The organism is Streptomyces sp. NPDC033221 (assembly GCF_055577005.1).
On the sequence record NZ_JBVIQN010000029.1, the window covers coordinates 1 to 27,000 of the forward strand.

A 27,000-nucleotide genomic window follows, 5' to 3' on the forward strand; every position below is an offset into this window, starting at 1 on the left:
AAACGCCCGGTTACATTTCGAACCCGGAAGCTAAGCCTTTCAGCGCCGATGGTACTGCAGGGGGGACCCTGTGGGAGAGTAGGACGCCGCCGAACTCCTTTTGAGTGGGAAGCCCCGCACCGTATGGTGCGGGGCTTCCTGCGTTTCACGGGCGCTTTCAGGAGACGCCCGGGCGGCCGGCGGGCCCACCGATCGCTTATTTGGGTGGTTGTCGGATGGTATCCGGACAGGGCCCCGCGGTGTGCCGGGCTGTAGTGGCCAGGTAAGGTCAGGGGGCATCGTCGGTACGTTCCCCACAGGAGGCCCCCGGGTGGAGGTCCAGGAGACGCGCGTCCAGACGGATCGTGTCCTCACCATCCCGAACATTCTGAGCATGGCTCGCCTCGTCGGCGTGCCGGTGTTCCTGTGGTTGATCCTGTGGAAGGAGTTCGGCGGCCCGGACACCAAGTACTGGGCGCTGCTGGTACTGGCGCTGAGCGGCATCAGCGACTACCTCGACGGCAAGCTGGCCCGCCGCTGGAACCAGATCAGCAGTCTGGGCCGGATCCTCGACCCGGCCGCCGACCGGCTGTACATCCTCTCCACGCTCGTCGGTCTGACCTGGCGCGGAATCCTTCCGCTGTGGGTCACCGCGGCCCTCCTGGCCCGCGAACTGATGCTGCTGATCGCGGTCGCGGCGCTCGCCCGCCACAAGTACGGACCGCCCCAGGTGAACTTCCTGGGGAAGGCGGCTACATTCAACTTGATGTACGCGTTCCCGTTGCTGCTGCTCAGCGACGGAGAAGGCTGGCTCCACACGCTCGCTGAAATTTTCGGATGGGCGTTCGCCGGATGGGGTACAGCACTGTACTGGTGGGCAGGGATCCTCTATGTGGTCCAGGTCCGCCGGATCATCAAGGTGGACACCAAGGCCGACTGAACCCGCCGTACGTATTCGTACCCGGCCACTCCGGGTACCGAAGACGGAGAGCGGCAACTCTCCCGGACGGGCGAAGTCGGCAGGACCGTCGTCTGTTTCGAGGAGGACGCTTCCGACATGAAGGCCGTTGTGATGGCCGGTGGTGAAGGCACTCGCCTTCGCCCCATGACGTCGAGTATGCCCAAGCCGCTGCTGCCCGTGGCCAACAGGCCGATCATGGAGCATGTGCTGCGGCTGCTGAAGCGGCATGGGCTCAGCGAGACCGTAGTGACCGTGCAATTCCTGGCGTCGCTCGTCCGGAACTACTTCGGTGACGGAGAAGAGCTCGACATGGAGCTCACCTACGCCAACGAGGAAAAGCCGCTCGGGACGGCGGGCAGCGTGAAGAACGCCGAGGAGGCGTTGCGCGACGACGCTTTCCTCGTGATCTCCGGAGATGCGCTCACCGACTTCGATCTCACCGACCTGATCCGTTTCCACAAGGAGAAGGGCGCGCTCGTCACCGTCTGCCTCACGAGGGTCCCCAATCCTCTGGAATTCGGTATCACGATCGTCGACGAGGAAGGCAAGGTCGAGCGTTTCCTGGAGAAGCCGACCTGGGGGCAGGTCTTCTCCGACACGGTGAACACGGGCATCTACGTCATGGAGCCCGAAGTTTTCGACTATGTGGAACCCGACGTCCCGGTGGACTGGTCGGGCGATGTCTTCCCGCAGCTGATGAAGGAAGGCAAGCCGGTCTACGGCTATATCGCCGAGGGCTACTGGGAGGACGTCGGTACCCACGAGAGCTATGTGAAGGCCCAGGCCGATGTCCTGGAGGGCAAGGTCGATGTGGACATCGACGGCTTCGAGATCTCCCCGGGCGTCTGGATCGCCGAGGGCGCCGAGGTCAGCCCGGACGCGGTCCTGCGGGGCCCGCTGTACATCGGCGACTACGCCAAGGTCGAGGCCGGCGCCGAGATCCGGGAGCACACCGTCGTGGGCTCCAACGTCGTCGTCAAGAGCGGCGCTTTCCTGCACAAGGCCGTGGTGCACGACAACGTGTACATCGGGCAGCAGAGCAATCTGCGCGGCTGTGTGATCGGCAAGAACACCGACGTCATGCGGGCGGCCCGGATCGAGGACGGCGCGGTCATCGGCGACGAGTGCCTCGTCGGTGAGGAATCGATTGTTCAGGGCAACGTACGGGTCTACCCGTTCAAGACCATCGAGGCCGGCGCCTTCGTCAACACCTCGGTGATCTGGGAGTCCCGCGGCCAGGCGCACCTGTTCGGCGCCCGGGGCGTGTCCGGCATCCTGAACGTCGAGATCACCCCCGAGGTCGCGGTACGGCTGGCCGGCGCGTACGCCACGACTCTGAAGAAGGGCTCCACCGTCACCATCGCCCGGGACCACTCCCGGGGTGCGCGGGCCCTCAAGCGCGCGATGATCTCCGCGCTCCAGGCCAGTGCCATCGATGTACGGGACGTGGAGAACGTGCCGCTGCCGGTCGCCCGGCAGCAGACGGCCCGGGGCAGCGCCGGCGGCATCATGGTCCGGACGACACCGGGCGTACCGGACTCCGTCGACATCATGTTCCTCGACGAGCGGGGAGCCGACCTCTCCCTCGGGGGCCAGCGCAAGCTGGACCGGGTCTACGCGCGCCAGGAATACCGCAGGGCCTTCCCCGGCGAGATCGGGGACCTGCACTTCCCCTCCAGCGTCTACGACTCCTACACCGGCTCGCTGCTCCGTTCGCTGGACACCGAGGGCATCGGCGAGGCCGGTCTGAAGGTGGTCGTCGACGCCTCCAACGGCAGTGCCGGTCTGGTGCTGCCCAGCCTCCTGGGGCGGCTCGGCGTCGACTCGCTGACCATCAACCCCGGCCTGGACGAGTCCCGGCCGACGGAGACCGCCGACGCCAGGCGGGCCGGACTGGTCCGGCTGGGGGAGATCGTGGCCTCCGCGCGGGCGGCCTTCGGGGTGCGCTTCGACCCCGTCGGCGAGCGGCTGTCGCTGGTGGACGAGCGCGGCCGGATCATCGAGGACGACCGGGCGCTGCTGGTCATGCTCGATCTGGTGGCCGCCGAACGGCGCAGCGGCCGGGTGGCGCTGCCGGTGACCACGACCCGTATCGCCGAGCAGGTGGCGGCGTACCACGGCACGCAGGTGGAGTGGACGACCACCTCGCCCGACGACCTGACCCGGGTGGGGCGCGCGGACGACACCATTTTCGGTGGTGACGGCCGCGGCGGATTCATCATTCCGGAGTTCAGCAGCGTCTTCGACGGCGCCGCGGCGTTCGTCCGGCTGATCGGGCTGGTGGCCCGTACGCAGCTCACGCTCAGCCAGATCGACGCGCGGATTCCGCGGGCGCATGTGCTCAAGCGGGACCTGGCGACGCCGTGGGCGGTCAAGGGCCTGGTCATGCGCCATGTGGTGGAGGCCGCCGGCGACCGGTCGGTGGACACCACCGACGGCGTACGGGTGGTCGAGGCCGACGGGCGCTGGGTGCTGGTGCTGCCGGACCCGGCGGAGGCCGTCACCCATCTGTGGGCGGAGGGCCCGGACGACGCCTCGGCCCAGCAGCTGCTGGACGAGTGGTCGGCGGTGGTGGACAGCGCCGGCCGCTGATCCCCGGCGGGCGTGACCGCGTCCGTACGAACCCGTGACCCCACCGGCGTGCCGCGATTCGGCACGCCGGTGGGGCCATTGGGAGACTGCGGCGCCGACGTGCGACGATGTGCGGCATGTCGCAGCAGCGCCCCGATCGGAGCACCCACCCCCAGGCCTCGCGCCCCGACGCCTCGATGTCGCTGCTGACCAACGTCATGGACCACGCCCTGGACGACGGGTACGCGGAGGCCTCGGCGCGCAAGGCGGAGGCGGGGACGCGGGGCCTGCCCCGTACCTTGCGGGCGAAGTTGGGTCTGGCGGCGGGCCTGGTGCTCGCCGCGGTGGTGGTGACGGTCGGTGCCGCGCAGGCGCGGATATCGGCACCCACCCTGGCGAAGGAACGCGAAGAGCTGATCAACCGCATCGAGCACGGCACGGCCGACGCCGACGCGGTGCAGAAACGTGTCGACGCGCTCCGCGACGACGTGGGGACGATGCAGCGCGAGGCGCTGAAGAAGCACGGCGGCGACCGGGCCGAGCTGCTGGCTCTGCTGGCCGGCTCGACGCAGGTGACCGGGCCCGGGGTGAAACTCGTCGTCGACGACGCCAAGTCGGCGAAGTCGAGCGGTGGCGGCCCGCGGGAGAGCAGCGGGTTTTTGGACACGGGGCGGCTGCGCGACCGCGATCTGCAGCGGGTCGTCAACGGCCTGTGGGCGTCCGGCGCCGAAGCGGTCTCCGTCAACGGGCAGCGGCTCACGTCCCTGTCGGCGATCAGAGCCGCGGGAGACGCCATACTGGTCGACAACAAACCGCTGGTGCCGCCGTACACGGTGCTGGCGGTGGGGGACGGGCACAAGCTCGCGACCGCGTTCCAGGACAGTGCGGACGGTCAGTACTTGGACGTCCTGCGCAAGAACTACGGGATTCGTACGAAGATTTCCGCCGAGAACGAGGTCACGCTGCCGCCCGCGCCCAGTTTGATCGTACGTACAGCACAGCCGAAGGCCGGTGCCGCGGGCGGCGCCGACACAGGGAAGGGCACATCGTGATCGCCGTACTGGGCCTCATCGTGGGAGTCGTGGTCGGGCTTGTGGTCCGACCCGTGGTGCCGACGGTGGTCGAGCCCTACCTGCCGATCGCTGTCGTCGCGGCGCTGGACGCCGTCTTCGGCGGTCTGCGCGCGATGCTGGACGGCATCTTCGACGACAAGGTCTTCGTCGTCTCGTTCCTGTCCAACGTGGTGGTCGCCGCGCTCATCGTCTTCCTCGGCGACAAGCTCGGCGTCGGCGCCCAGCTGTCCACCGGTGTGGTCGTCGTACTGGGCATCCGCATCTTCTCCAACGCCGCGGCCATCCGTCGGCACGTCTTCAGGGCCTGATGCCGGTGGCTACGGACGAGAACAGCGAGCGGGACGGGACGGCGCCGGAGCCGGGCCGGGGCCCGGAGGAGCCGCCGAAGGCGCGGCCCGACGGGCCCGGCGCCGCGGACCGGCCGGCCGACCGGCGGCCGATGCCCCCGGAGAGCCGGTCGCAGGCCCGGCGGGACGACGAGGGACACGCCGCGGACGAGCCGCCCGCGGCGGGTGCGGAGCAGGCGCCGAAGCCCGGCGCGGCGCGGCCGGAGGTGACCGGTCGGCAGCGGCTGGCCGCCGGTCTGTGGCCGCCGCGGCTGACCCGGGCTCAACTGATCGTCGCTCTGCTGCTGTTCATTCTCGGACTCGGCCTGGCAATTCAGGTACGTTCCACGAGTGACAGCAGTGCACTACGGGGTGCGCGGCAGGAGGACCTGGTGCGCATCCTGGATGAATTGGACAACCGTTCGCAACGCCTGACGGATGAACAGCGCAGGCTGGAGGGCCAGAAGACCGAGCTGGAGAACAGCTCGGACCAGGCCGAGGAGGCCCGTAAGCAGACCGTGGAGAAGGAGCAGCAGCTCGGCGTGCTGGCGGGGACGGTGGCGGCCCAGGGGCCGGGCATCAACCTCACCATCAACGATCCGACGCACTCCGTCGAGGCGGACAAACTCCTGGACACCGTCCAGGAATTGCGGGCGGCCGGCGCCGAGGCCATTCAGATCAACGACGTACGGATCGTGGCCGATTCGTACCTCTCGGATGTCCGCGGCGGCGTGCAGGTCGACGGCAAACGGGTCACCCAGCCTTACCGTTTCAAGGTGATCGGCAAGCCCGAGGACCTGGAACCGGCGCTGAACATTCCTGGCGGTGTGGTGCAGACTTTGGAAAAGGAGCAGGCCACTGTGTCTGTGAGCCGTGACGAGAAGATCATTGTGGACGCCTTGCGGGAGGCGAAGCGGCCTGACTACGCTCGGTCGTCATCGCGGTGAGCCGGCGACGAGTGGGGGCGCCCCGGGTCGGGCATGAGGTAGCGGGGGGTCGGCGCACCGTACGGGTGGTGCGTGGTGGAAACTGTGTGAAGGCCACGGACGTTCACCGGATGTCCGGATCGGCCGGTGTGTGCATCGAGGGTTCGTCCTGCCCCACGGGCGGGTCTGTTTCGTTCAAGGGGAATCGCCCGTGAAGTTGTTTGCAAAGCTGTTCGGCAAGAGCGCACGCCAGGAGGGCGGCAGCGGCTCGGCCAAGCACCGCGCCTCGCGCCAGCCCGAGGAGAGCGGCGCCGGCGGTGAGCGTCCGCTCTTCCGCGACCAGGTCGGTGGCTCCGGTGCGCCGGGTGCCCATTCTGTTGACCCCTCCGTGCCCGGCCGCATAGGTTCCCAGGGACCGTCGGCCGCGAACACGGGTGGAGGGGTTGCCTTGCCGGTCTGTACGAGGTGCGGTCACCGCAACGCCGAGGCGAGCCGGTTCTGCTCCAACTGCGGAGCGCCGCTGCGCCCCGGGGCGCAGGCCGAGCGTGCCTCCGAGACGACCTCGACCATCTCCATCTCGGGGCTGGAGGCGTACGACGCGGAGACGACCGGGCAGACGGCGATCCCGTCGCTGTCCCCCGAGGCCCAGGCGGCCGTCGAGGCGCTGCCCATGGGCTCGGCCCTGCTGGTCGTGCGCCGGGGACCGAACTCGGGCAGCCGCTTCCTGCTGGACGGCGACCTGACGACGGCCGGGCGGCATCCGCAGAGCGACATCTTCCTGGACGACGTGACGGTCTCGCGCCGCCACGTCGAGTTCCGCCGCGGCCAGGACGGCGGCTTCACGGTCGCCGACGTCGGCAGCCTGAACGGCACGTACGTCAACCGTGAGCGGATCGACTCGGTGCCGCTCGCCAACGGCGACGAGGTCCAGATCGGCAAGTTCCGGCTGGTCTTCTACGCGAGCCAGCGCGGCGTCGGCTTCTGACCGGCCAAGGAAGGCACATGCACCGCACTGCGCCGGGTGGTGCCGGGTCCGCCGGCACCACCTCGGACGGCAAGCTGATGAGCATCGGTACGGTGCTCAACACGCTGCGCGACGAGTTCCCCGAGGTGACCATCTCCAAGATCCGTTTCTTGGAGGCCGAGGGGCTCGTCGAGCCGCGGCGCACCCCGTCCGGGTACCGCAAGTTCAGCGCGGACGACATCGCCCGGCTGGCGGCCGTCCTGCGGATGCAGCGTGACCACTATCTTCCGCTGAAAGTGATCCGCGAGCACCTCGACGCCCTCGAACGGGGCGAACAGGTGCAGCTGCCGGCTCCCGCCGCGCCCGCGGGGGAGCTGTTCGAGGGCCTGGGCGAGCCGGTCGGCGACCGGCCCACGGCCGCCCGCATCGGCCGGGCGGAGCTGCTCGCCGCCGCGGAGGTCGAGGAGGCCGAACTCGCCGACTGGGAGGCGTACGGACTCATCGTCCCGGACGACGGGGGCGGGTACGACATCGAGGCCGTGACGGTCGCCAAGCTCGTCGCCGAACTGGGGCGATTCGGTCTGGAGCCCCGCCACCTGAGGGCGGTCAAGGCGGCTGCCGAACGGGAGGCCAACCTGGTCGAGCAGGTCGTGGCGCCGCTGCGCCGGCACCGCAATCCGCAGACCAGGCAGCATGCCGAGGCCACCGCCCGAGAGCTGGCCACCCTGTCCGTACGGCTGCACGCCGCACTGGTCCAGTCCGCCCTGCGGATCCGCCTCACGTGAGCAATGGGTGGCCCGACTACCCAAACCGGCCGGGCACGTCCTAGGGTTGCTGTGTGAACGAGCTCGATGTCGTGGGTGTCCGGGTGGAAATGCCTTCCAACCAACCGATCGTGCTCCTACGGGAGGTAGGAGGCGACCGTTACCTGCCCATTTGGATCGGGCCGGGGGAGGCCACCGCCATCGCCTTCGCCCAGCAGGGGATGGCCCCTGCCAGGCCGCTGACGCACGACCTCTTCAAGGACGTGCTGGAAGCGGTGGGCCAGGAACTGACCCAGGTCCGCATCACGGACCTGCGCGAGGGGGTCTTCTATGCCGAACTGGTCTTCGCCAGTGGTGTCGAGGTCAGCGCCCGTCCGTCCGACGCCATAGCGCTGGCGCTGCGCACCGGTACGCCGATCTACGGGACCGACGGGGTCCTCGACGACGCGGGCATCGCCATCCCGGACGAGCAGGAGGACGAGGTGGAGAAGTTCCGCGAGTTCCTCGACCAGATCTCGCCCGAGGACTTCGGCACCAACAGCCAGTGAGCCGGGTGCGCGGAGGGTCGCCTTCCGCGCATTCGAGTAGCCTTTCCCCGTCCGGGGGCACGAGAAACCACTCGCAGGGTGATTATCACTCGGCGTGGCGAGCGCGGCGATCGTTGACGCACCCCGAGTGACTGCATACCGTCGATAAGGCAGGTCCCGTCCGGGACGTGGAGGACGGAGGTCGGCGTGGCAATCACCGGCGACGGTACGGCGGCGGAAGGGGCGTTGCCCCTCCACCCCGGGGCTGTTGAGCGCACCCCGGCACAGACTGCCGAGGTGCCGGGGGACCGCGGGGCGGAAACCATCGGCTACCGCGGCCCGACGGCGTGCGCGGCCGCGGGTATCACCTACCGCCAGCTCGACTACTGGGCCCGTACGGGGCTCGTCGAGCCGAGCGTACGGCCCGCCTACGGGTCGGGCACCCAGCGGCTCTACAACTTCCGGGACGTCGTCGTCCTGAAGATCGTCAAACGGCTGCTGGACACCGGGGTGTCCCTGCAGAACATCCGCACCGCCGTCCGGCACCTGCGTTCCCGCGGGCTGTCCGACCTGGCGAGGATGACCCTGATGAGCGACGGCGCGACGGTCTACGAATGCACCTCGCCCGACGAGGTCGTCGACCTGCTCCAAGGCGGGCAGGGCGTCTTCGGCATCGCGGTGGGCGTGGTGTGGCGCGACGTGGAGGGCGCGCTGTCGCAGCTCCACGGGGAGCGGGTGGACACCGGCGAGACGCTGGTCCGGCACAACCCGCACGACGAGCTGGCGCGGCGGCGCAACCGGGCGGGCTGAGCGGCGGCTGTACGGCGTTGCCGAACCGGCCGTGTCGTACGGGCCGTAAAGCGTGGCGTGGCGGCTGACGTATCGCGTTCGGGCGCGCCGCTGCGCGCGCCCGGTGCGGCGGTCGGCCGTGCCGCTGCCACGTCTCTGTCACGCCTCTGCGGTACCAGGAACACCACGGAAGCCCGTGGGCCCCAGGAGTCTCCTCCAGCGCCTCCGAGGGCGTCTCAGCGGGCTGCCCGTGCCGCCCGCCAGGGTCGGTCGGCGCGATTGTCAGTGGTGTGGGGGACCATCAGTCGTGTGAGACGTGCGCCGACGATCCTGCATCTGGACATGGATGCGTTCTTCGCGGCCGCCGAGCAGGCGGCCAAGCCGAGCCTGCGCGGAAAACCCGTGGTGGTGGGCGGGATCGGCCCGCGCGGCGTGGTCTCCACGGCGTCGTACGAGGCCCGCGTCTTCGGCGTGCGCTCCGCCATGCCGACCGCCCAGGCCCGCCGCCTCTGCCCGAACGCGGCCTATCTGACGCCGCGCTTCAGCTTGTACCGCCAGGTGAGCGATGCGGTGATGGAGCTGCTCCACGAGCTGTCGCCGCTGGTCGAGCCGCTCAGCCTGGACGAGGCGTTCGTCGACCTGGAAGCCGGCGGCATCGAGGCGGACACCGCGGCGGTGCGGGCGGTGGGGGAGCGGCTGCGGCGCGACATCAGACGCCGGACGGGGCTGACCGGGTCGGTGGGGCTGGCCGGGGTCAAGATGCTGGCCAAGATCGCTTCCGAGCAGGCCAAGCCGGACGGAATCGTGGTCATCGAGCCGGGCACGGAGCGGGAACTGCTCGGCCCGATGACGGTGCGCACGCTGCCCGGCGTCGGCCCGGCCACGGCCGAGACGCTGCGCCGGTCGGGCATCCACACGGTCGCCGAGACGGCGGAGGCGGGCGAGGCGGAGCTGGTACGGCTGCTGGGCAAGGCGCACGGCGCCGGGCTGTACGCGATGGCGCTGGGCCGCGACGAGCGGCCGGTGGTGGCCGAGCGGGACGCGAAATCCATATCGGTCGAGGACACCTTCGAGGTGGACCTGACGGACCGGACGCGGGTGCGGGCCGAGCTGACGCGGCTGGCCGACCGGTGTGTGCAGCGGCTGCGGGCCGCCGGGCGCTCCGGCAGGACCGTCGTGATCAAGGTGCGTAACTACGACTTCTCGACGCTGACCAGGTCGGAGACGCTGCGCGGGCCCACGGACGACCCCGGCGTGGTGCGGGAGGCCGCGGCGCGGCTGCTGGACCTGGTGGACACGACGGGCGGCGTACGGCTGCTGGGCGTGGGGGTGACCGGCCTCGCGGACTTCACGCAGGAGGACCTGTTCGCCCAGCTGGCGACGGAGAAGGCCGCCGAGGAGGAGGCCGAGCGGGAGCGCCGGGCGGCCGACGAGGCCGCGCGGATGGCCGCCGACGAGCCCGAGCGGCCCCGGCGGTGGCTCCCCGGGCTTGACGTGCTGCATGAGGACCACGGGGCAGGGTGGGTGCAGGGGAGCGGCGTCGGCCGGGTGACCGTACGGTTCGAGCAGCCGTGGACCGGGCCCGGGCGGGTCCGCACGTTCCCGGTCGAGGACCCGGCGCTGCGGCCCGGCGAGCCGCTGCCGCTGGTGGGCGGTCCGCCGGACGGGTGGCGGGACGGACTGCCCGGTGGGCCGGGCGGCTCGGGCGACCGCGAGCCAGGGGAGCCGGGCGGTTCCGGTGACCGCGAGCCAAAGGCGACGGACGGGGTCGGTGCCGACGGCTTCAGGGAGCCGGACAGGCCTGGCCTCCACGCCGCCCCTGGGGAGCCGGGCGGACCCGGCGTTTCCGGTGATCGCGAGTCCCGAGAGCCAGGCGTACTCACGAGCCCCACTAGCCCCACGAGCCCCACGAGCCGCGAGAGCCGCACGAGCCGCGAGAGCCGGGCAAGCCGCGTGCCGGAGGAGGAGCCCGGCGGCCTCGTGGCTCCGCCGCCCGGTGGTCAGTCCTCGGTGCCGGCCACCCGCCCGAACTCCGTGTCGGCGGGCGCGGCGTCCGACCCGGGCACGGGATCGGGGGCCGGGATGTCCAGACGGTAGTGGTGGTAAAGCTGTAGTTCCTGCTCCGGCGAGAGGTGGCGGCCCACCCCGAAGTCCGGCGCATCCCTGATCAGCCTGCGGTCGTAGGGGACGTGCAGCGCCTCGTCGACCAGGTCGCTGGGCTCCAGGGGCACGAACGCGTCCCGGCTGAAGATCCCGGTGCGTACGGCCGCCCATTCCGGTTCACCGGTCGCGTCGTCCAGGTACACCTCGTCGACGGTGCCGATCTTGGTTCCGTTCTTGTCGAACGCCTTGCGGCCGATCAAGCTGCGGGGATCGATATCGGTCTGCACGGTCCCTCCAAGTGGTCGCAACTGCCTTGTGACAACTACCAAACGGCACAATTCATGCCCCGGCCACTCGAAGGAACGTCCGTTCGCCGCGCTGGTAGGCTGGCGAACGGCTGCAGACCCCATGCGGGAGAGTCCTTCGTCGATCATGACGGAGGCGCCGAAGGAGCAACTCCTCCCCGGAATCTCTCAGGCTCACGTACCGCATGGACGAGGTCACTCTGGAAAGCAGGGCGGGCCACGGACGGGCACAGCGCCGGAAGCCCCTCCTCACCGACGGTGAAAGCCGGTGCCGCGTACGGGACCGGTGAAGCTCTCAGGTTGAGATGACAGAGGGGGAGGCCGTCCGGGCACCAGCGCCGTGGTGCCCCGCGTAGGTCGAAACGACCAGGAGGCCCCCGCAGATGACCACCAATCGCATCTCCCTGACCGAGCTGGAACGAGGTACCCCGTTCGAGCAGCGGCATATCGGCCCCGGTCCGGAGGCCCAGGCCAAGATGCTCGCGCAGGTCGGGTTCGGATCGCTGGACGAACTCACCGCGGCCGCCGTACCGGATGTGATCAAGAGCGCGGAGGTGCTTGGGCTGCCCCAGGGCCGTTCCGAGGCCGAGGTGCTGGCCGAGCTGCGGGCGCTCGCGGACCGTAACCAGGTGCTTGCTCCCATGATCGGGCTCGGCTATCACGGCACGTTCACCCCGCCGGTGATCCTGCGCAACGTGATGGAGAACCCTGCCTGGTACACGGCTTACACCCCGTACCAGCCGGAGATCTCCCAGGGCCGTCTAGAGGCGCTGCTCAATTTCCAGACCATGGTCGCCGACCTGACCGGCCTGCCGACCTCCGGTGCCTCCCTGCTGGACGAGGGCACGGCCGCCGCCGAGGCGATGGCCCTCGCGCGGCGCGTCGGCAAGGTCAAGCAGGGCGTCTTCCTGATCGACGCCGACTGCCTGCCGCAGACCGTCGCGGTGATCGAGACCCGCGCCGAGCCGACCGGCGTCGAGGTCGTGGTGGCCGACCTGTCCGAGGGCATCCCGGCGGAGGTGGCCGAGCGCGGCGTCTTCGGCGTGCTGCTCCAGTACCCCGGTGCCTCCGGCGCCGTACGGGACCCGCGGGCCCTCATCGAGCAGGTGCACGAGCTGGGCGCGATCGTCACCGTCGCCGCCGATCTGCTGGCGCTGACCCTGCTGACCTCGCCGGGCGAGCTGGGCGCCGACATCGCCGTCGGCACCACGCAGCGGTTCGGTGTCCCGATGGGCTTCGGCGGCCCGCACGCCGGATTCATGGCCGTACGGGAGAAGTTCGCCCGCAGCCTGCCCGGCCGCCTGGTGGGCGTCTCGGTGGACGCCGACGGCAACAAGGCGTACCGGCTCGCCCTCCAGACGCGTGAGCAGCACATCCGCCGGGAGAAGGCCACCAGCAACATCTGCACCGCGCAGGTGCTGCTCGCGGTGATGGCGGGCATGTACGCCGTGTATCACGGCCCGGACGGCCTCGCGGCCATCGCCCGCCGTACCCACCGCTACGCCTCCATACTGGCGGCGGGCCTGCGCGCCGGCGGCGTCGAGGTCGTGCACGGCGCGTACTTCGACACGCTGACCGTACGGGTGCCGGGCCGCGCCGCCGAGGCGGTCGCCGCGGCCCGCGAGGCCGGGGTCAACCTGCGGCTGGTCGACGCCGACCTGGTGGGCGTCGCCTGCGACGAGACCACCGGACGCGCGCAGGTGCACGCGGTGTGGCGCGCCTTCGGCGTCCAGGGCGATGTCGAGTCGCTCGACGCGTCGGTGGCCGAGGCGCTGCCGGGCGAGCTGCTGCGCGGCGACACGTACCTGACCCACCCGGTCTTCCACCAGCACCGTTCCGAGACCGCCATGCTGCGCTACCTGCGCCGTCTGTCGGACAAGGACTACGCGCTGGACCGCGGCATGATCCCGCTCGGCTCCTGCACCATGAAGCTGAACGCGACGACCGAGATGGAGCCGGTCACCTGGCCCGAGTTCGGGCAGCTGCACCCGTTCGCGCCGGTCGAGCAGGCCCAGGGCTACCTCACGCTCATCACGGAGCTGGAGGAACGTCTCGCCACGGTCACCGGCTACGACAAGGTCTCCATCCAGCCGAACGCCGGCTCGCAGGGCGAACTGGCCGGTCTGCTGGCCGTACGGGCGTACCACCGGGCCAACGGCGACGAGCAGCGCACCGTCTGCCTGATCCCGTCCTCCGCGCACGGCACCAACGCCGCCAGCGCCGTGATGGCGGGCATGAAGGTCGTCGTCGTCAAGACCGGCGAGGACGGCGAGGTGGACGCCGGCGACCTGCACGCCAAGATCGAGCAGTACCGCGACCAGCTCGCGGTGCTGATGGTGACCTACCCCTCCACGCACGGCGTGTTCGAGGAGCACATCACCGAGATCTGCGCGGCGGTGCACGACGCGGGCGGCCAGGTGTACGTGGACGGCGCCAACCTGAACGCGCTGGTCGGGCTCGCCGAACCGGGCAAGTTCGGCGGCGACGTCTCGCACCTGAATCTGCACAAGACCTTCTGCATCCCGCACGGCGGCGGCGGTCCCGGTGTCGGCCCGGTCGGCGTACGCGCCCACCTGGCGCCGTATCTCCCCAACCACCCGCTGCAGCCCACCGCGGGCCCGGAGACGGGCGTCGGGCCCATCTCGGCTGCGCCGTGGGGTTCCGCGGGCATCCTCCCCATCTCCTGGGCGTACGTCCGGCTGATGGGCGGCGAAGGCCTCAAGCGCGCCACCCAGGTCGCGGTGCTCGGCGCCAACTACATCGCCAAGCGCCTGGAGCCGCACTACCCCGTGCTCTACACCGGCCCCGGCGGCCTGGTCGCGCACGAGTGCATCATCGACGTACGGCCGCTGACCAAGGCGACCGGCGTGAGCATCGACGACGTCGCCAAGCGGCTGATCGACTACGGCTTCCACGCGCCGACGATGTCCTTCCCGGTGGCCGGCACGCTGATGATCGAGCCCACCGAGAGCGAGGACCTGCACGAACTGGACCGCTTCTGCGACGCGATGATCGCGATCCGCGCGGAAATCGACAAGGTCGGCTCGGGGGAGTGGGACAAGGACGACAACCCGCTGCGCAACGCCCCGCACACCGCGGCGGTGCTCAGCGGCGAGTGGCCGCACCCGTACACCCGTGAGGAAGCGGTCTTCCCGGCCGGCGTCGTGGCGGGGGAGAAGTACTGGCCGCCGGTGCGCCGTATCGACGGTGCGTTCGGTGACCGCAACCTTGTCTGCTCCTGCCCGCCGCTGGAGGAGTACGACGGCTGATCCGACGTCGGCGCGCCGCCCGCGGTGGCGCGGCATGCGAAGGGCCCTCGGCGTCGACGCCGGGGGCCCTGTTGTCCCTTGTGCTGTGTTGTCAGCCGGCCTGTGCCGTGCTGTGCGGTTCCGCGTGGTGCCGTGCGCTGAGGTGTCAGGCAGCGGTGGCCACGTGCGGCGTGCCCAGAACCCGGTGCGGCGCGATGACCTGGCCGTCCGGCAGCAGTTCACCGGTGTCCTCGAACAGGAGGACACCGTTGCACAGCAGGCTCCAGCCCTGCTCCGGGTGGTGCGCCACCAGATGGGCGGCCTCCCGGTCGGCGGAGTCTGCGGTCGGGCACGGCGGTTGATGCTGGCACATGGATGATGTCTTTCGCTGCGATGTGGTCTGATTCGTCCTGCGGCTCGACGAGATACTCATGGCCGCTCCCCCGTTTCAGTAGGTCGATACCAGTGTTGCCCCACGGGCCGGATTCCGCAGGGATTTGGCTGCAGCGGCACTCACTAGATAATGACGCATCACCCGTGCGGTCGGTTCATTTCAAGTGGGTCCCCCTTACGGGGCGTTGGGAGCTGGCCGAACGCGTACTCCGCGCGGGTGAGCACAGCGGAGCGCCCCGCGGCCGGGAGGGCGCGGGGCGCGTTCCTGTGGGGCGGTGTGCTCCTGTGCGCGGTTGTGTCGTACGACCTCGGCCGATCGCCGCGGAGAACCCCCTGCCGGGTCTCAGGCCGGCGACCCCAGCAGGGGCACCGGCGCGAGGCGCAGGGTCAGCCGGGGCAGCAGGTCCGCCACCCGGTGCGGCCGGTGGGCGGCGATACCCGGCGGGGCGGGCGCCAGGGGAACGAGGACATCACCCGGAGCGGGCACACCCTCGGAGCCGTCGGCGGCGATGTCGTGGTGCAGCCACAGGGTGAGCATGTACAGCTCCGGCACGGACAGCAGCCGAGGCTGGTACGGGGTCGGTACGGACTCCGCCTGACGCAGTGCCCGTTCGGTCGACGTGACGTAGGGCCCCTCGCAGAAATGCGAGAAGGTCCAGCCGTCGGCCGTGAGCATGGCTTCCGCTGTCGCCACCGCCCGTTCACCGCTGCGGATCAGAAAACGCCAGCCGGTCAGCCGGGTACGAGGCGGCCCGGCAGGGTGGCTGACATCGTCCAACACGTAAACGGGAAGGGGGAGTTCGGGGCTCAGCGGGCCCTGATGGGCACGGAGTGCGGGGGTGTGGGCCTCGCGCACGGCGGTGGGGGAACCGAGGGCGGCGAGGACGCTGCGGAGGGCAGGCGCGGGGGCAGGGGGGACATGCAGCGGCATGGTGGGTCGCCTCTCACTTGGGAGACACGGTGGTGCTGGGCATGGTGCGGACGACGTCGTCAGCGGGCGGGGTCAGAGCGCCAGTACTTGGCCGACCGGGGATGTCGGCCCGGCGGGGTCAGCCGCTTTGCCGCAGCCCCGGTGGAACACCGCAACGCTGGGCGCCAACTCTCTGCCTCGTCAGCGAAGTTTATACGACGTGTGTTCACCAAGTGTTTCGGCTAGCCGTTCCATGGATTGCCGACAAGGCGGAATCCGGACCCGCCCGAGCGGTGTTTTCGGTGCCTTTGTACGGCGCACGCCGCGACGGCCTCGTATTTCTCCGTGAACACGGTAGGCCGGATCCAGCCGGTCTTTTCGCCGATCTCGACGCCGTTTACCGCGACACCATGAGACGGCCTTCGGAACCGACGGTATGCCCTCGGAATGTGCCAGCCCGTACGTCTCCCGGAGCCTACCGGTTCCGGCGCATGTCCGAGGCGTTATCGATCGGATTGCCGGGCATCATCGACCGTAGCGCGATCGCCGGGCGCCACCGGGCACCCCAACCGCCCCGGGCGCTGCCGGAAGGCCCCGGGCGGCCCGCCGCCCGGGCCCGTCGACACGAGGAGGGACGCTTCGATGGGGGAGAAGGTTGCGGCGGGCGGGATCGGCCTCACCGACCGGCAACGCTATCGAAGAAAGCTGCAGGAGTGTCTGACGGGATTGCGGAGGCTCCTGGAGGACAAGCGGTTCGACCGCCCCAAGAATCTGATGGGGCTGGAGATCGAATTGAATCTCGCCGGTCCCGACGGTATGCCGCGGATGATGAACTCCCAGGTCCTGGAGCGCATCGCGAGCCGCGATTTCCAGACCGAACTGGCCCAGTGCAACCTGGAAGTCAATATCCTTCCGCACCGGCTGTCCGGGCGCGTCCTCGACCAACTCGCCGAGGAACTGCGCACCGGGCTGGCCTATGCCGACCGCAAGGCCGCCGAAGTGGCCGCCCGTATCGTGATGATCGGCATTCTGCCGACGCTGGCCGCGGAAGACCTGGTCGCCTCCAACCTCTCCGAGATCGACCGTTACGTCCTGCTCAACGACCAGATGAGGGCCGCACGCGGCGAGGACTTCCAGATCGACCTGGAGGGCGTCGAGCGGCTGGTCTCCTCCTCCGCCTCCATCGCGCCCGAGGCCGCCTGCACCTCGGTGCAACTGCACCTCCAGGTCACCCCGAACCGTTTCCCCGCCGTCTGGAACGCGGCCCAGGCCATCGCCGCCGTCCAGATCGCGGTCGGCGCCAACTCGCCGTTCGTCTTCGGCCGCGAACTCTGGCGCGAGTCCCGCCCACCGGTGTTCCAGCAGGCCACCGACGTCCGGCCGCCCGAGCTGCGGGCCCAGGGGGTCCGCCCGCGCACCTGGTTCGGGGAACGCTGGATCGACGCCCCGTACGACCTCTTCGAGGAGAACCTGCGCTTCTTCCCGCCGCTGCTGCCCATCCACTCGGACGAGGACCCCCTCGCCGTCCTGGACGAAGGCGGCATCCCGAGCCTGGCGGAACTGGTCCTGCACAACGGCACCGTCTACCGCTGGAACCGCCCGGTGTACGGCGTCGCCGACGGCGTCCCGCACCTCCGGGTCGAGAACCGCGTCCTGCCCGCCGGCCCCACCATCACCGACGTCATCGCCAACACCGCCTTCTACTACGGCTTGGTACGGACACTGGCCGAGGAGCCGCGGCCGGTGTGGACCCGCATGCCGTTCGCCGCCGCGGCCGAGAACTTCGACACCGCGTGCCGCCGCGGCATCGACGCCGTACTGAAATGGCCGCGCCCCGGCCGCTCCGGCGGCCTCGGCGACGTCTCCGCCGTACGCCTGGTGCGCCAGGAACTGCTGCCGATGGCCGCGGCCGGCCTGGACGCCTGGGGCGTCGAACCCGTCGACCGCGACCACTACCTCGGCGTGATCGAAGCGCGCTGCCGCCGCCGCGTCAACGGGGCGTCCTGGCAGGCCGCCGCGTACCACCACGCCCTCGGCCGCGGCCTGGACCGGGGCGCGGCGCTGGCGGCCATGACGCAGCGGTACAGCGAGCTGATGCACACGGGTGAGCCGGTACACGCCTGGCCGGTCGAGTGGACCGCCGCGCCGGTGGCGGCGGGGCGGGGCGAGAGCTTCTGAGGGGTGGGCGAGGCGTCAAGCGGATGGCGGCTGCCGTTTGACCGCCTTGACCGTCCACCTGAGCATCCGTTGGCCCCTATTGCGGACCGAATCCCGGGCGGCAGTACGCCCCGGCGTCCTGACTCGTGCTCGTTCCCGACGACGTCCGGGGCCCCGGACGCACCACCACCTATAAGGTCGGTGAACTGATCCGTGCCGCCCTCGACCAGCCATTTCGCGGCGTATGGCGGGTCGGTGCGGGGTGTTCGGTGCCAGGTGGATCGGCAGAGCGGTAGAGCGGAACTGGAGGCAGCTGTGCAGTCGGACGCGAGTCCCGTGACCGGTGCGGAGAGCCGCGGCCGGAAGCGGCAGGGCCCGGGCGGAGGACGGGACGGCGGCGATATGGACGGCGGGCTGTCGAGACAGGTCCTGCGCGGCGAGACGGTGCTGGTCCTGGCGCTCTCGCTCGGCGCGAGCGGCGTCTCCGCGCTCATCAGCTTCATCGGGTCGCTGACCAAACCGGGCGGCCTCAAGGACCAGGCCGCGATGCTGAACTCCTCGCACGCGCCGGGACGCCCGTGGCTCGACCTCGCCTGGCAGGTGTTCGGCATCGCCACCGCGCTCGTACCCGTGGCGCTGGTGGCGCATCTGCTGATCCGGGAGCGGGTCGGCGGACTGCGGGCGGTCGGCTTCGACGGGCGCAGGCCCGGGTTCGACCTGAGCCGCGGCGTCGGCGTGGCGGCGGCCATCGGCGGCAGCGGTCTGCTGCTGTACCTCGGTGCGCGGGCGGCCGGCTTCAACCTGACGGTGGTGCCGGAGGGGCTGCCCGGCGTGTGGTGGAAGTTCCCGGTGCTGATCGCCTCGGCGGTGCAGAACGCCGTCGTCGAGGAGGTCATCGTCGTCGGCTATCTGCTGCGGCGGCTGGGGCAGATGAAGTGGACGCCGGTGGCCGCGCTGGCGGCGAGCGCGGTGCTGCGCGGTTCGTACCACCTGTACCAGGGCATCGGCGGGTTCGTCGGGAACATGGTCATGGGTGTGATCTTCGTACTGCTGTACCGGCGCTGGCGGCGCGTCGGCCCGCTGGTCGCCGCGCACGCGCTGATCGACATCGTGGCATTCGTCGGGTACGCGCTGCTGGCGGGAAAGGTGGGGTGGCTGCCCACGGTGTGACAGGCGGCGGCCACCGGCCCGGCTCCGGCGCCCCGCATGCGTACGCTGAGGGGCGGACCCGGCCGGATGCCGCAGCCGGGCCCGCCCGTGACACGGCTCAGGGCGTGACGAGCAGCTCGCCGTCGATGACGGTGACGGCCGAACCGGTGAGCAGCGTACGGTCACCGCGCAGCGTGGTCCGTACGAATCCGGTGCGGCGGGCCGGGCCCTGCAGGCCGGTGAGTTCGTCGCGGCCCAGCCGGGCGGACCAGAACGGCGCGAGCGCGGTGTGCGCGCTGCCGGTCACCGGGTCCTCGTCGATGCCGACGGCGGGGAAGAAACACCGGCTGACGAAGTCGTAACCACTGTCCGGGGCTTCGGCCGCGGCGGTGGCGATCACACCACGGCCGCCGGGCGAGGCGAGGGTCCGCACATCCGGCTCCAGCGTCCGTACGGCCTTCTCGTCGGCCAGTTCGACGAGCAGGTCACCGAGGTTCTCGCCGGTGTCGTACGCGCCGCGGACCTCCGTGCCCAGCGCCTCGGCGACGGTCGGCGGCACCTCGACCTGCGTCAGCGGGGCGGTCGGGAAGTCCATGGTGACCGCGCCGCCGGCGTCGGCCGTCGTGGTCAGCACCCCGCTGCGGGTGGCGAAGCGGACCGTGCCGGTGGCGGTTCCGGTGGTGTGCAGGACGTGCGCGGTGGCCAGCGTGGCGTGCCCGCACATGTTCACCTCGGCGGCCGGGGTGAGCCAGCGCAGGGCCCAGTCGGCGTCGCCACCCGCGGGCAGCGGATGGGCGAACGCGGTCTCGGAAAGGTTGACCTCGGCGGCGACACGCTGAAGCCAGGCGTCGTCGGGAAACCCATGGGCGTCGAACAGGACGACTCCGGCGGGGTTGCCACCGAAGGGGCGGTCGGTGAAGGCGTCAACGATGCGAATCCTCATGGACTGGAGCTTAGGAGGCCACATCATCCATGCCCAAGGCCAATCGGGATTGACTGGACTGATTTTGGGGTTGAGGGAGGGAAGTGGCCGCCTGAGTGAGGAATATGAACGAGTCCAGTCGGTGGCAGCCGGGCTCAGGGTGCGACCCGCGGCTCGGCCTCGTACGCGCGGTGCAGCAGTGCCATGAAGTCCGGTGCGTCCGGCAAGGGCGCCGTGCCGATCCGGTGTACGGCCACACCCGGCGTCCACGAGTTCATGACCACGCCGCCGGCCAGTGCGGGCAGATCGGCGAGGGTGATGTCCCGGACGCGCTGGGGGACGCCGAGAGCGTTTAGTTGACGCCGGACGATGCCCATGGTGGTGCCGCCCAGCATCTCGGCCGCGGGCCACACCACCGTGGAGCCGTCCCAGAAGGCCAGGTTCCAGATGCTTCCCTCGCTGAGCCGGCCGCGGCGGTCGACAAAGGCCGCGTCGTCGAAGCCGCGGTCCGCGGCCTCACGGAGGAAATACGTCTTGCCCACCTCGCCGACGTGTTTCACGGCCGGGAGGGGCCGTTCGTACTCGACCGCCGCCAGCGTCAGCGGCCCCCGCGGCCCGGATGCGGCCGGGCCCGTACGGACCAGCAGTCCGGGTTCCACATCGGCACCGGCCACGGTGAATTCGCCCGCCGGCGAGTACACGGTGGCCGTCAGCGAGAGGTCGGCCGGTCCCGCGTCCAGCGCCGCCCTCAGATGAGCCCGCACCTGGTCATCGGCCGGTGCCCGGCCGAACATCTCCTTCGAAGCGGTCCGCAGCCGCTCCAGGTGGAGGTCGAGGCCCCGGACCCGGCCTCCGCGCACCTGCATGGCGGTGAAGTGCGCGTACCCGGCGAAGGCGAGCGGCGCCAGATCCCCGGCGGTCGCCGCCCGGCCGTTATGTTGGACAACGAAAGAGGCCATGACTTCACTCCAGCGGTACGGGAACGAGGGGGCGCGGCAGTCGCCCGCCGCCCGCAGCGTGGCCGGCAGGCGCGGAATGTTCGCTGCGGGAGTGACGTTAAGGCTTCACACCAATGGGAAGGTCAACCGTGAACGGGGCGGGCGGGGCGGGGATGGGACGGGGCACATGCTGATCGGGGAGTTGTCCCGGCGTACGGGCGTCAGTCCGCGGCTACTGCGGTACTACGAGGAGCAGGGCCTGCTGGAGGCCGAGCGCGGCTCGAACGGCTACCGCTGCTACGACGACGGCACAGTGGTCACCGTGCGCCAGGTCCGCGCCCTCCTGGACGCGGGCCTGACCACCGAGGTGATCCGAGCGGTGCTGCCGTGCGCCCGGGGCGAGCAGCCGGAGATCGAGATGTGCGTGGACGTGCGGGCCATTCTGAACCGGGCGCTGGCGGACACCGACGAACGCATCGACGACCTTCAGCGCAGCCGTAGCGCCCTCGTGGGCTACTTGGACCACAAAACCTGATCGCCGGGTCCGCCTGGTCTGCCGGGTCAGCTTGATCCCTTGATTGCCTGGTCGCCTGGTCGCCGAGAGCGTTTCAGCGTTTCACGGAAGGCTCTTCCCCAGCCGCGCCAGCGGGGACAGTGACATGAGCAACGGGGAGAGCGACAGGCCGGCAGCGGTCACCAGCAGCGCGGTGCGCAGTGCCCACCGGTCGGCGAGATGGCCGCCGAGCAGTGACCCGAGCGGTGCGAGCCCCAGGCCCACGCAGTTGATCGTCGCTACGACCCGGGCCTGCAAGGGCACGGGTGTGACGGCCTGCCGTACGGCCATGACGGTGACGTTGACCAACTGACTGAAGGTGCCGAAGAGGAAGTTGATGCCCACGAGCAGGACAACCGTCCCGGTGGCGGAGCCGTACAGCGCGGGAACGCAGAGCAGCACACCGTCCGCCAGCGCCGCCGCGGACACCAGCACCACGCCATGACCGCACCTGCGCGGCAGCCAGGCGGCCAGCAGCGACCACCACCGCTCCCGGCCCCATCGCCGCGAGCGCCAGGCCGACGGCGGTAACCGACAGTGCAGTCCGCGGGGCAGGAAGAGCAGATAGACGGTCATCAGGGCCGCGAAGAAAAACTGAAACGCTGCCGAGGCCAGGCCCACGGCCCGTAACGAGGCATCACCGACGACGAAACGCAGACCCTCGCCGATTTGCTGCCGCATCCGGCCGGACCGCCCGGCGCCGACAGCGCCTGTGGCATGGCCGTGAAGTTCCGTAGCGCCGCCCGTGTCGTCCTCGTACGGCTGCTCGCGCCGACGGATCCGACGGATCGACAGACAGGACAGCGCGAAGAGGAACGCGCCGGCCGCGGCGGCGACGGGCGCCGACAGCAGCGACGCCAACGCACCACCGAGAGCGGGGCCGCCAATCTGCGCCGCGGACCTGCTGCCTTCGAGCGCGCTGTTGCCCTGCGTCAACTGGTCGCGCCTCACCAGCCGTACGAGGGAAGCCTGGTACGCCACGTCGAAGAACACGCTGAGCACGCCGACGAGCAGCGCGACGGCGACCAGCGCCGGCACCCCGAGGACACCGAAGAGATACGCGCAGGGGAGCGCCGCCAGGGCGAGTGCCCGCCCGAGGTCGGCCGCCATCATGACGTCGCGAGCCTGCCTGCGGTCCACCCACGCGCCTACGAAGAGCGAGAGCAGCAGGACCGGCGCTTGTTCCACGGCCCGCAGAACGCCCAACTCGGTCGCCCCGGCATCGAGCGCCACCACGGCGACGAGCGGCAGCACCACCTGCCCGGTCCGCTCCCCGAACTGGGAGGCTGCCTGCCCCGCCCAGAGCCGCCGGAAGTCACCGTCACGCCACAGACCCGGCGGCCGCGACCGGCCGGAACCGGGCGCCTTCATCGATCGGCCCGGCCACGTGGCCGGGCCCCACCGAAGCATGACGGAGGAAGCAGGAAAAGGTACGGACGGCACCAAGCCCCCTTGAGCTGCGTGAACTATTCGAGTTGCTCAAGCTGCTCAAGCTGCTCAAGCTGCTCGAACTGATCACTGCTGAGAAGCACGCCCACCATCGCGGAGGCCAGCCGCCGACCACACGTCACGGCAGCGCATTTTCCGGAGGGGGCCTGGGACGGCGAGGCCCGCGCCACTGCCCTGCTCCCCCGCGCCCGCTCCTGATCGGCCAGGTGGGGAGCCCGGCTGCTCACCCGGAGAGCTCGGCCCGCCACGGCCGTGGCCACTCCCCTGACGGCGGTGGGTCTCCCGCGATGCCGAGGTCACGCCGCGCGCTCTCGTAGAAGGCATCACGCGCCGCACTCGCCAGCCGATGGGCCCTCGTCCACTTCTCGGCGTCGACCGGCCCCTCCCGTACGAGCAGCTCGATCGTCCAGATCGTCTCGTGCCAGCGCCGCGCCGCCGCGATCGTCGCCCCGTCCCCGACGAGCAGGACGGACTCCCACTCCGTCGCACGGCGGGACTCCGCATCGGCGAGCAGCGGCAGACCGTCGGCCGGCAGCAATGCATCGGCCACGTCCGCGAACCCGAGGGCGGCGCCGATGCGCTGGGCGACGCGAAGCTGCGCCTTGAGGGCGTTGGCGTAACGACCGTACGTCTCGAAGCGCTTCTCGTCCCACCGCTCCTCCCGCTGCCGCCTCCACCGCCGCCGCTCGGTCAAGCTCTGTACGGCGTACGAGCCGAGCGAACCGACCACGACGCCTATCAGAGCGGGCAGTTGGTCCAGAAGCATTACGGTCTCTCCCCGTTGGTCACCTGATGTCGCACGCTCATCACCGCACGGCCGGGGACCTCTACCCACCTCGGCCATGAAGTACTTCTGCCGGGCGGAGTGCTTGGTGGCAGGTCTTCCGCCTCCCGCCGATACGCCCTCCCTCCGTCCCCGCGCGCCTTCGCCAGGCCTTGGCCCGACGACTCAGGCCGGATGCAGCGCAGCCGCCGCAGCACGAGCACGCGAAACCGTGATCGTTGGACATGGCGCGAGCCTAGCGAGCGCCCGCACAAGGGTTTCCTCGGACCGTCCAGCAGTCGTCAGCGGCACGCTGCCGCTGTCATCCAGGCCCGGCTCGCTGCTTCCGGTCCCGGGCATTGCCATCCGAAGAGTTCCGATATATCGTCGAAGCATCGCGAGCGATCAGAGTGATGTCGTGAGCGATCACACGAAGCAATGACGAGAAGAAAGGAGCGCCCTCATGCGTTCCCATGGACACGAGCACCACGGACACGGCCGACGCGGTGGCCGAGGAGATGACGAAGGACGGTTCGAGGGGCGGCGCGCCGCGTTCGGGCCGTTCGGGCCGCCTTTCGGAGGGCCGCCGTTCGGCGGTCGGGGCCGAGGTGGCGGACCGCGGGGCCGGGCGCGGCGCGGTGATGTGCGCGCCTCGATCCTGGCCCTGTTGAAGGACCGGCCGATGCACGGTTACGAGATGATCCAGGAGATCGCCGAGCGCAGTGGCGGGGCCTGGAAGCCGAGCCCCGGCTCGGTGTACCCCACCCTCCAGATGCTGGAGGACGAGGGGTTGATCAGTAGTGCGAGCGAGGGCGGCAAAAAGCTCTTCGCGCTGACCGAGGCCGGACGTACGGAGGCGGAGAGCGTCGCCGACGCCCCCTGGGAGGAAGCCGGCCGAGGCGTCGACTGGGAGGCCATGAACGAGATCCGCAAGGCGGGTGGCGGCCTGGTCGAGGCGTTCCGGCAGGTGTGGGCCACCGGCACGCCCGAGCAGCGGGAGAAGGCCATCTCGGTGGTCAACAAGGCCCGCAAGGAGCTGTACCTGATCCTCGCCGAGGACGAGTGATGCGCCTGCCGTCGGCCGCGTGGTGACGCAAGCGCGACGACGGCGATGGCGATGACGAGTGAGTTCGGCCGGGGCCGTGACGGGGAGACCCGGTCGCGGCCCCTTGGTGTGCCGCTGCGCGAGCGGCTGTGTGTACTTCTGCTGTTTGTGCCGCTGTGTGAGCCGCGCTCCGGTGGTTTATGCGGCGGGCGTGGTGTCGGCCCGCGCTCCGCCCGGTCTTAGGAACGGTGCGTCCCCTCTCCTCCGCAAGGATGAGATTCCGAAAAGCCGTGCCCAACCATGGGCGGATGCGCAAATGCTTCCCGCCGGGGATGTTCGGGGCGTCCGCTGCTGGTGGGGTGGGGACTGTGCAAAACCGTACTGCGTACAACAGCGGAGGAGGGGCTCCTCGCGAGGACCTCGAAACGCGGCTCACCGTGGAGCTCGCGTCGGTGGTCTCCGCTGCCCGCAGGCGTGCCACGCGGGACGGCGACCGTCAGGTGGACACGGCCCACCTGCTGCACGGCCTCCTGGAGACGGACCCCCGCGTGCGGGAGGCGTTCGAGAGCGGTGCGCAGGTCGCCCGGCTGCTCGGCTATCTGGTCCAGCGCAGCATCGGGTACGGCCTTCAGTGGCACGGCACCGTCGAGGATTCCGGTGCGGTGCCGATGGTGACCGAGGGGGCGGTGCCGGGCTGGTCACCCGCCGCGGCCGCCGCGCTGGACGGCGCACTCGATCGCGCGCACGCCCGGTACGCGACCCATGCCGCCTGCCTCGATCTGCTCGCGGCCCTCGTGGACGATCCCGAGTCGCGTGCGGTCGACGTGCTGCGCCGGGCTTCGGTCGATACGGAACGACTGGCGGCCCGGCTGGACGGGGACCGCTCCGGCCAGTAGTGACAGGCGTACCGGGGGTGACGCTGCTGACGGCTGGTGTCATGATGTGCCGATGTGCGTGTCTACGGGGAGTCAGGCGGCCTCGGGGGCCGGGGTCATGGCCGGGACCGAAGGGGACCTGGGGAGGCCCGGGGGCTCAGGGGGCCGTGGGGGCGCGAAACGTCCGGGGAGCGGTGACACGACCGGTCGGGACCGGAACGTCGGGCTCACCCTCGCGCTGATATCCGCCTTCGCCTTCGGCGGTTCGGGCGTGGCCGCCAAGCCCCTGATCACGGCGGGTCTCGAACCACTGCACGTCACCTGGCTGCGGGTCGCGGGCGCGGCCGCCGTCATGCTGCCCGTCGCCTGGCGCCACCGGCGGTTGCCGCTGCGCCGCCCCGCCCTCCTCGCGGGCTTCGGCCTGCTCGCCGTCGCCGGCGTCCAGGCGTGCTACTTCGCGGCACTCTCCCGCATCCCCGTGGGAGTCGCGCTGCTCATCGAGTACCTTGCGCCGGCGATGGTGCTGGGCTGGGTCCGGTTCGTCCAGCGGAAGCCGGTCACGCGAGCCGCGGCGGCCGGTGTGGTCCTGGCGGTGGGCGGGCTGGCCTGCGTGGTCGAGGTGTGGTCCGGGCTCAGCTTCGATCCGGTCGGACTCGCCCTGGCCCTCGGTGCCGCCTGCTGCCAGGTCGGCTATTTCCTGCTCTCCGACCACGGCAGCGACGGCGAGGACGCGGCGGACCCGCTGGGCGTGATCGCGTACGGGCTGCTGATCGGTGCCGCCGTACTGACCGTGATCGCCCGCCCCTGGGAGATGCAGTAGGCGGTGCTCGGTGGCAGCGCCGACATGGACGGGGCCCAGGTGCCCGCCGTACTGCTGCTCGGGTGGATCGTGCTGGTCGCGACCGTACTGGCGTACCTGACCGGCGTCCTGTCGGTGCGCCGGCTGTCCCCGCAGGTGGCGGGGGTGGTGGCGTGCCTGGAGGCGGTGATCGCGACCGTACTGGCGTGGGTGCTGCTCGGCGAGCACCTGACCGCGCCGCAGATCGCGGGCGGGGCGATCGTTCTGGCGGGTGCGTTCATCGCGCAGTCGGCGACCCCGAAGGGGGCCGGGCGGAGGGCGGCACCGGGGGAGGGGAGGAGACCGGACGGACGGGCGGTCCGGTGACGGGCGAGGCCGTCGCCGCGGACGAGGCGTCCGCCCTTGACGGTGATGTGCGGCCTCTCGACGGCGATGTGCCGTCCCGCGACGATGCAAGGTCGCGCTTCGACGACGGCCGGGGCGTGTCGGCCGGCCGGCGCGACTTCTAGGG

23 protein-coding genes, 1 rRNA gene, 2 pseudogenes and 1 riboswitch are annotated in these 27,000 nt (G+C 70.6%); of the genes and pseudogenes, 19 read left to right on the top strand and 7 right to left on the bottom strand.

The features are described 5' to 3' along the window. From rrf to ACZ53K_RS30485, 11 genes and pseudogenes are all read left to right on the top strand, one after another. Nucleotides 1-95, top strand: a 5S ribosomal RNA gene (gene rrf / locus ACZ53K_RS30435); the annotation flags it as partial. Nucleotides 96-310: 215 nt separating this feature from the next. Beyond that, nucleotides 311-919 (top strand): CDP-alcohol phosphatidyltransferase family protein, encoded by a 609-nt coding sequence (locus ACZ53K_RS30440; RefSeq protein WP_031005205.1) that lies wholly within the window; start codon nucleotides 311-313, stop codon nucleotides 917-919. A 117-nt stretch (nucleotides 920-1,036) separates the two neighbouring features. Then, nucleotides 1,037-3,532, top strand: coding sequence for a sugar phosphate nucleotidyltransferase (locus ACZ53K_RS30445; protein ID WP_468842758.1), 2,496 nt, complete (start codon nucleotides 1,037-1,039; stop codon nucleotides 3,530-3,532). A gap of 116 nt (nucleotides 3,533-3,648) precedes the next feature. Continuing rightward, nucleotides 3,649-4,563: a DUF881 domain-containing protein gene (locus ACZ53K_RS30450; protein WP_468842760.1), complete on the top strand. Its 915-nt coding sequence runs from the start codon at nucleotides 3,649-3,651 to the stop codon at nucleotides 4,561-4,563. Further along, nucleotides 4,560-4,892: a small basic family protein gene (locus ACZ53K_RS30455; RefSeq protein WP_003984969.1), complete on the top strand. Its 333-nt coding sequence runs from the start codon at nucleotides 4,560-4,562 to the stop codon at nucleotides 4,890-4,892. Before ACZ53K_RS30450 ends, ACZ53K_RS30455 begins: the two co-directional genes overlap by 4 nt. Continuing rightward, nucleotides 4,892-5,857 (top strand): DUF881 domain-containing protein, encoded by a 966-nt coding sequence (locus ACZ53K_RS30460; protein ID WP_468842763.1) that lies wholly within the window; start codon nucleotides 4,892-4,894, stop codon nucleotides 5,855-5,857. The genes ACZ53K_RS30455 and ACZ53K_RS30460 overlap by 1 nt, the downstream gene beginning before the upstream one ends. 118 nt (nucleotides 5,858-5,975) lie before the next feature. Continuing rightward, on the top strand, nucleotides 5,976-6,821 hold the full coding sequence (locus tag ACZ53K_RS30465) for an FHA domain-containing protein (RefSeq protein ID WP_468843033.1): 846 nt from the start codon (nucleotides 5,976-5,978) through the stop codon (nucleotides 6,819-6,821). Nucleotides 6,822-6,838: 17 nt separating this feature from the next. Then, complete coding sequence (gene ftsR / locus ACZ53K_RS30470; RefSeq protein ID WP_468842766.1) at nucleotides 6,839-7,585, top strand: transcriptional regulator FtsR; 747 nt, start codon at nucleotides 6,839-6,841, stop codon at nucleotides 7,583-7,585. Between the two features lie 53 nt (nucleotides 7,586-7,638). Beyond that, a complete protein-coding gene (locus tag ACZ53K_RS30475) occupies nucleotides 7,639-8,112 on the top strand; it encodes a bifunctional nuclease family protein (protein WP_003984965.1) in 474 nt (157 codons plus the stop codon). A 186-nt stretch (nucleotides 8,113-8,298) separates the two neighbouring features. Continuing rightward, nucleotides 8,299-8,901, top strand: a complete 603-nt coding sequence (locus tag ACZ53K_RS30480; RefSeq protein WP_468842768.1) for a MerR family transcriptional regulator — start codon at nucleotides 8,299-8,301, stop codon at nucleotides 8,899-8,901. 288 nt (nucleotides 8,902-9,189) lie between these two features. Further along, nucleotides 9,190-10,587: pseudogene (locus ACZ53K_RS30485) on the top strand (DNA polymerase IV); the annotation flags it as partial. A gap of 293 nt (nucleotides 10,588-10,880) precedes the next feature. Here ACZ53K_RS30485 and ACZ53K_RS30490 read toward each other — a convergent pair. After that, complete coding sequence (locus ACZ53K_RS30490) at nucleotides 10,881-11,270, bottom strand: PRC-barrel domain-containing protein (RefSeq protein ID WP_398487045.1); 390 nt, start codon at nucleotides 11,268-11,270, stop codon at nucleotides 10,881-10,883. 114 nt (nucleotides 11,271-11,384) lie between these two features. Next, nucleotides 11,385-11,482, top strand: a riboswitch (glycine riboswitch). 189 nt (nucleotides 11,483-11,671) lie between these two features. On the opposite strand from ACZ53K_RS30490, the gene gcvP reads away from it, so the two are divergent. Continuing rightward, a complete protein-coding gene (gene gcvP, locus ACZ53K_RS30495; RefSeq protein WP_468842771.1) occupies nucleotides 11,672-14,557 on the top strand; it encodes an aminomethyl-transferring glycine dehydrogenase in 2,886 nt (961 codons plus the stop codon). Nucleotides 14,558-14,702: 145 nt separating this feature from the next. Here the strand turns inward: gcvP and ACZ53K_RS30500 are convergent, their stop codons facing one another. After that, nucleotides 14,703-14,909, bottom strand: coding sequence for a DUF5999 family protein (locus tag ACZ53K_RS30500; RefSeq protein ID WP_030019934.1), 207 nt, complete (start codon nucleotides 14,907-14,909; stop codon nucleotides 14,703-14,705). Nucleotides 14,910-15,272: 363 nt separating this feature from the next. Then, the gene (locus ACZ53K_RS30505) at nucleotides 15,273-15,860 is read right to left on the bottom strand and encodes a hypothetical protein (RefSeq protein ID WP_468842774.1); all 588 of its coding nucleotides are present in this window, start codon (nucleotides 15,858-15,860) and stop codon (nucleotides 15,273-15,275) included. A 621-nt stretch (nucleotides 15,861-16,481) separates the two neighbouring features. Between ACZ53K_RS30505 and ACZ53K_RS30510 the strand changes: the two genes are divergently transcribed. Together ACZ53K_RS30510 and ACZ53K_RS30515 are read left to right on the top strand one after the other, a co-directional pair. Beyond that, nucleotides 16,482-18,017 carry a glutamate-cysteine ligase family protein gene (locus ACZ53K_RS30510; protein WP_468842777.1) on the top strand — a complete coding sequence of 512 codons (1,536 nt, stop codon included), beginning with the start codon at nucleotides 16,482-16,484 and terminating at the stop codon, nucleotides 18,015-18,017. A 381-nt stretch (nucleotides 18,018-18,398) separates the two neighbouring features. Beyond that, nucleotides 18,399-19,166: a CPBP family intramembrane glutamic endopeptidase gene (locus ACZ53K_RS30515; RefSeq protein WP_468843036.1), complete on the top strand. Its 768-nt coding sequence runs from the start codon at nucleotides 18,399-18,401 to the stop codon at nucleotides 19,164-19,166. A 97-nt stretch (nucleotides 19,167-19,263) separates the two neighbouring features. On the opposite strand, the gene ACZ53K_RS30520 is transcribed toward ACZ53K_RS30515, so the two are convergent. Next, complete coding sequence (locus ACZ53K_RS30520) at nucleotides 19,264-20,088, bottom strand: PhzF family phenazine biosynthesis protein (protein ID WP_468842782.1); 825 nt, start codon at nucleotides 20,086-20,088, stop codon at nucleotides 19,264-19,266. Between the two features lie 134 nt (nucleotides 20,089-20,222). After that, on the bottom strand, nucleotides 20,223-21,026 hold the full coding sequence (locus tag ACZ53K_RS30525; protein WP_468842785.1) for an aminotransferase class IV family protein: 804 nt from the start codon (nucleotides 21,024-21,026) through the stop codon (nucleotides 20,223-20,225). 166 nt (nucleotides 21,027-21,192) lie between these two features. Here ACZ53K_RS30525 and ACZ53K_RS30530 point away from each other — a divergent pair, with 166 nt between their 5' ends. Further along, nucleotides 21,193-21,540, top strand: coding sequence for a MerR family transcriptional regulator (locus ACZ53K_RS30530; protein WP_468842787.1), 348 nt, complete (start codon nucleotides 21,193-21,195; stop codon nucleotides 21,538-21,540). A gap of 81 nt (nucleotides 21,541-21,621) precedes the next feature. Here ACZ53K_RS30530 and ACZ53K_RS30535 read toward each other — a convergent pair whose 3' ends face one another. Beyond that, a complete protein-coding gene (locus tag ACZ53K_RS30535) occupies nucleotides 21,622-22,929 on the bottom strand; it encodes an MFS transporter (RefSeq protein ID WP_468842790.1) in 1,308 nt (435 codons plus the stop codon). A gap of 301 nt (nucleotides 22,930-23,230) precedes the next feature. After that, nucleotides 23,231-23,773, bottom strand: coding sequence for a hypothetical protein (locus ACZ53K_RS30540; protein WP_468842792.1), 543 nt, complete (start codon nucleotides 23,771-23,773; stop codon nucleotides 23,231-23,233). 460 nt (nucleotides 23,774-24,233) lie between these two features. On the opposite strand from ACZ53K_RS30540, the gene ACZ53K_RS30545 reads away from it, so the two are divergent. The 4 genes and pseudogenes from ACZ53K_RS30545 (at nucleotide 24,234) to ACZ53K_RS30560 (ending at nucleotide 26,998) form a co-directional block, all read left to right on the top strand. Continuing rightward, nucleotides 24,234-24,836, top strand: a complete 603-nt coding sequence (locus tag ACZ53K_RS30545) for a PadR family transcriptional regulator (protein WP_468842795.1) — start codon at nucleotides 24,234-24,236, stop codon at nucleotides 24,834-24,836. Nucleotides 24,837-25,183: 347 nt separating this feature from the next. Continuing rightward, entirely contained in the window at nucleotides 25,184-25,711 is a 528-nt protein-coding gene (locus ACZ53K_RS30550; protein WP_468842797.1) for a peptidase, read from the top strand. Nucleotides 25,712-25,763: 52 nt separating this feature from the next. Then, nucleotides 25,764-26,855, top strand: a pseudogene (locus tag ACZ53K_RS30555) (EamA family transporter). Then, complete coding sequence (locus tag ACZ53K_RS30560) at nucleotides 26,852-26,998, top strand: hypothetical protein (RefSeq protein WP_468842800.1); 147 nt, start codon at nucleotides 26,852-26,854, stop codon at nucleotides 26,996-26,998. The pseudogene ACZ53K_RS30555 and the gene ACZ53K_RS30560 overlap by 4 nt, the downstream one beginning before the upstream one ends. Nucleotides 26,999-27,000: the final 2 nt, after the last annotated feature.

What these genes read in the sequence shown, in the direction of transcription:
- ACZ53K_RS30445 (WP_468842758.1), top strand. Translation starts at nt 1,037, where the DNA reads ATGAAGGCCGTTGTGATGGCCGGTGGTGAAGGCACTCGCCTTCGCCCC.
- ACZ53K_RS30450 (WP_468842760.1), top strand. Translation starts at nt 3,649, where the DNA reads ATGTCGCAGCAGCGCCCCGATCGGAGCACCCACCCCCAGGCCTCGCGC.
- ACZ53K_RS30460 (WP_468842763.1), top strand. Translation starts at nt 4,892, where the DNA reads ATGCCGGTGGCTACGGACGAGAACAGCGAGCGGGACGGGACGGCGCCG.
- ftsR (WP_468842766.1), top strand. Translation starts at nt 6,839, where the DNA reads ATGCACCGCACTGCGCCGGGTGGTGCCGGGTCCGCCGGCACCACCTCG.
- gcvP (WP_468842771.1), top strand. Translation starts at nt 11,672, where the DNA reads ATGACCACCAATCGCATCTCCCTGACCGAGCTGGAACGAGGTACCCCG.
- ACZ53K_RS30500 (WP_030019934.1), bottom strand. Translation starts at nt 14,909, where the DNA reads ATGTGCCAGCATCAACCGCCGTGCCCGACCGCAGACTCCGCCGACCGG.
- ACZ53K_RS30505 (WP_468842774.1), bottom strand. Translation starts at nt 15,860, where the DNA reads ATGCCGCTGCATGTCCCCCCTGCCCCCGCGCCTGCCCTCCGCAGCGTC.
- ACZ53K_RS30510 (WP_468842777.1), top strand. Translation starts at nt 16,482, where the DNA reads ATGGGGGAGAAGGTTGCGGCGGGCGGGATCGGCCTCACCGACCGGCAA.
- ACZ53K_RS30515 (WP_468843036.1), top strand. Translation starts at nt 18,399, where the DNA reads ATGGACGGCGGGCTGTCGAGACAGGTCCTGCGCGGCGAGACGGTGCTG.
- ACZ53K_RS30520 (WP_468842782.1), bottom strand. Translation starts at nt 20,088, where the DNA reads ATGAGGATTCGCATCGTTGACGCCTTCACCGACCGCCCCTTCGGTGGC.
- ACZ53K_RS30525 (WP_468842785.1), bottom strand. Translation starts at nt 21,026, where the DNA reads ATGGCCTCTTTCGTTGTCCAACATAACGGCCGGGCGGCGACCGCCGGG.
- ACZ53K_RS30530 (WP_468842787.1), top strand. Translation starts at nt 21,193, where the DNA reads ATGCTGATCGGGGAGTTGTCCCGGCGTACGGGCGTCAGTCCGCGGCTA.
- ACZ53K_RS30535 (WP_468842790.1), bottom strand. Translation starts at nt 22,929, where the DNA reads ATGAAGGCGCCCGGTTCCGGCCGGTCGCGGCCGCCGGGTCTGTGGCGT.
- ACZ53K_RS30540 (WP_468842792.1), bottom strand. Translation starts at nt 23,773, where the DNA reads ATGCTTCTGGACCAACTGCCCGCTCTGATAGGCGTCGTGGTCGGTTCG.
- ACZ53K_RS30545 (WP_468842795.1), top strand. Translation starts at nt 24,234, where the DNA reads ATGCGTTCCCATGGACACGAGCACCACGGACACGGCCGACGCGGTGGC.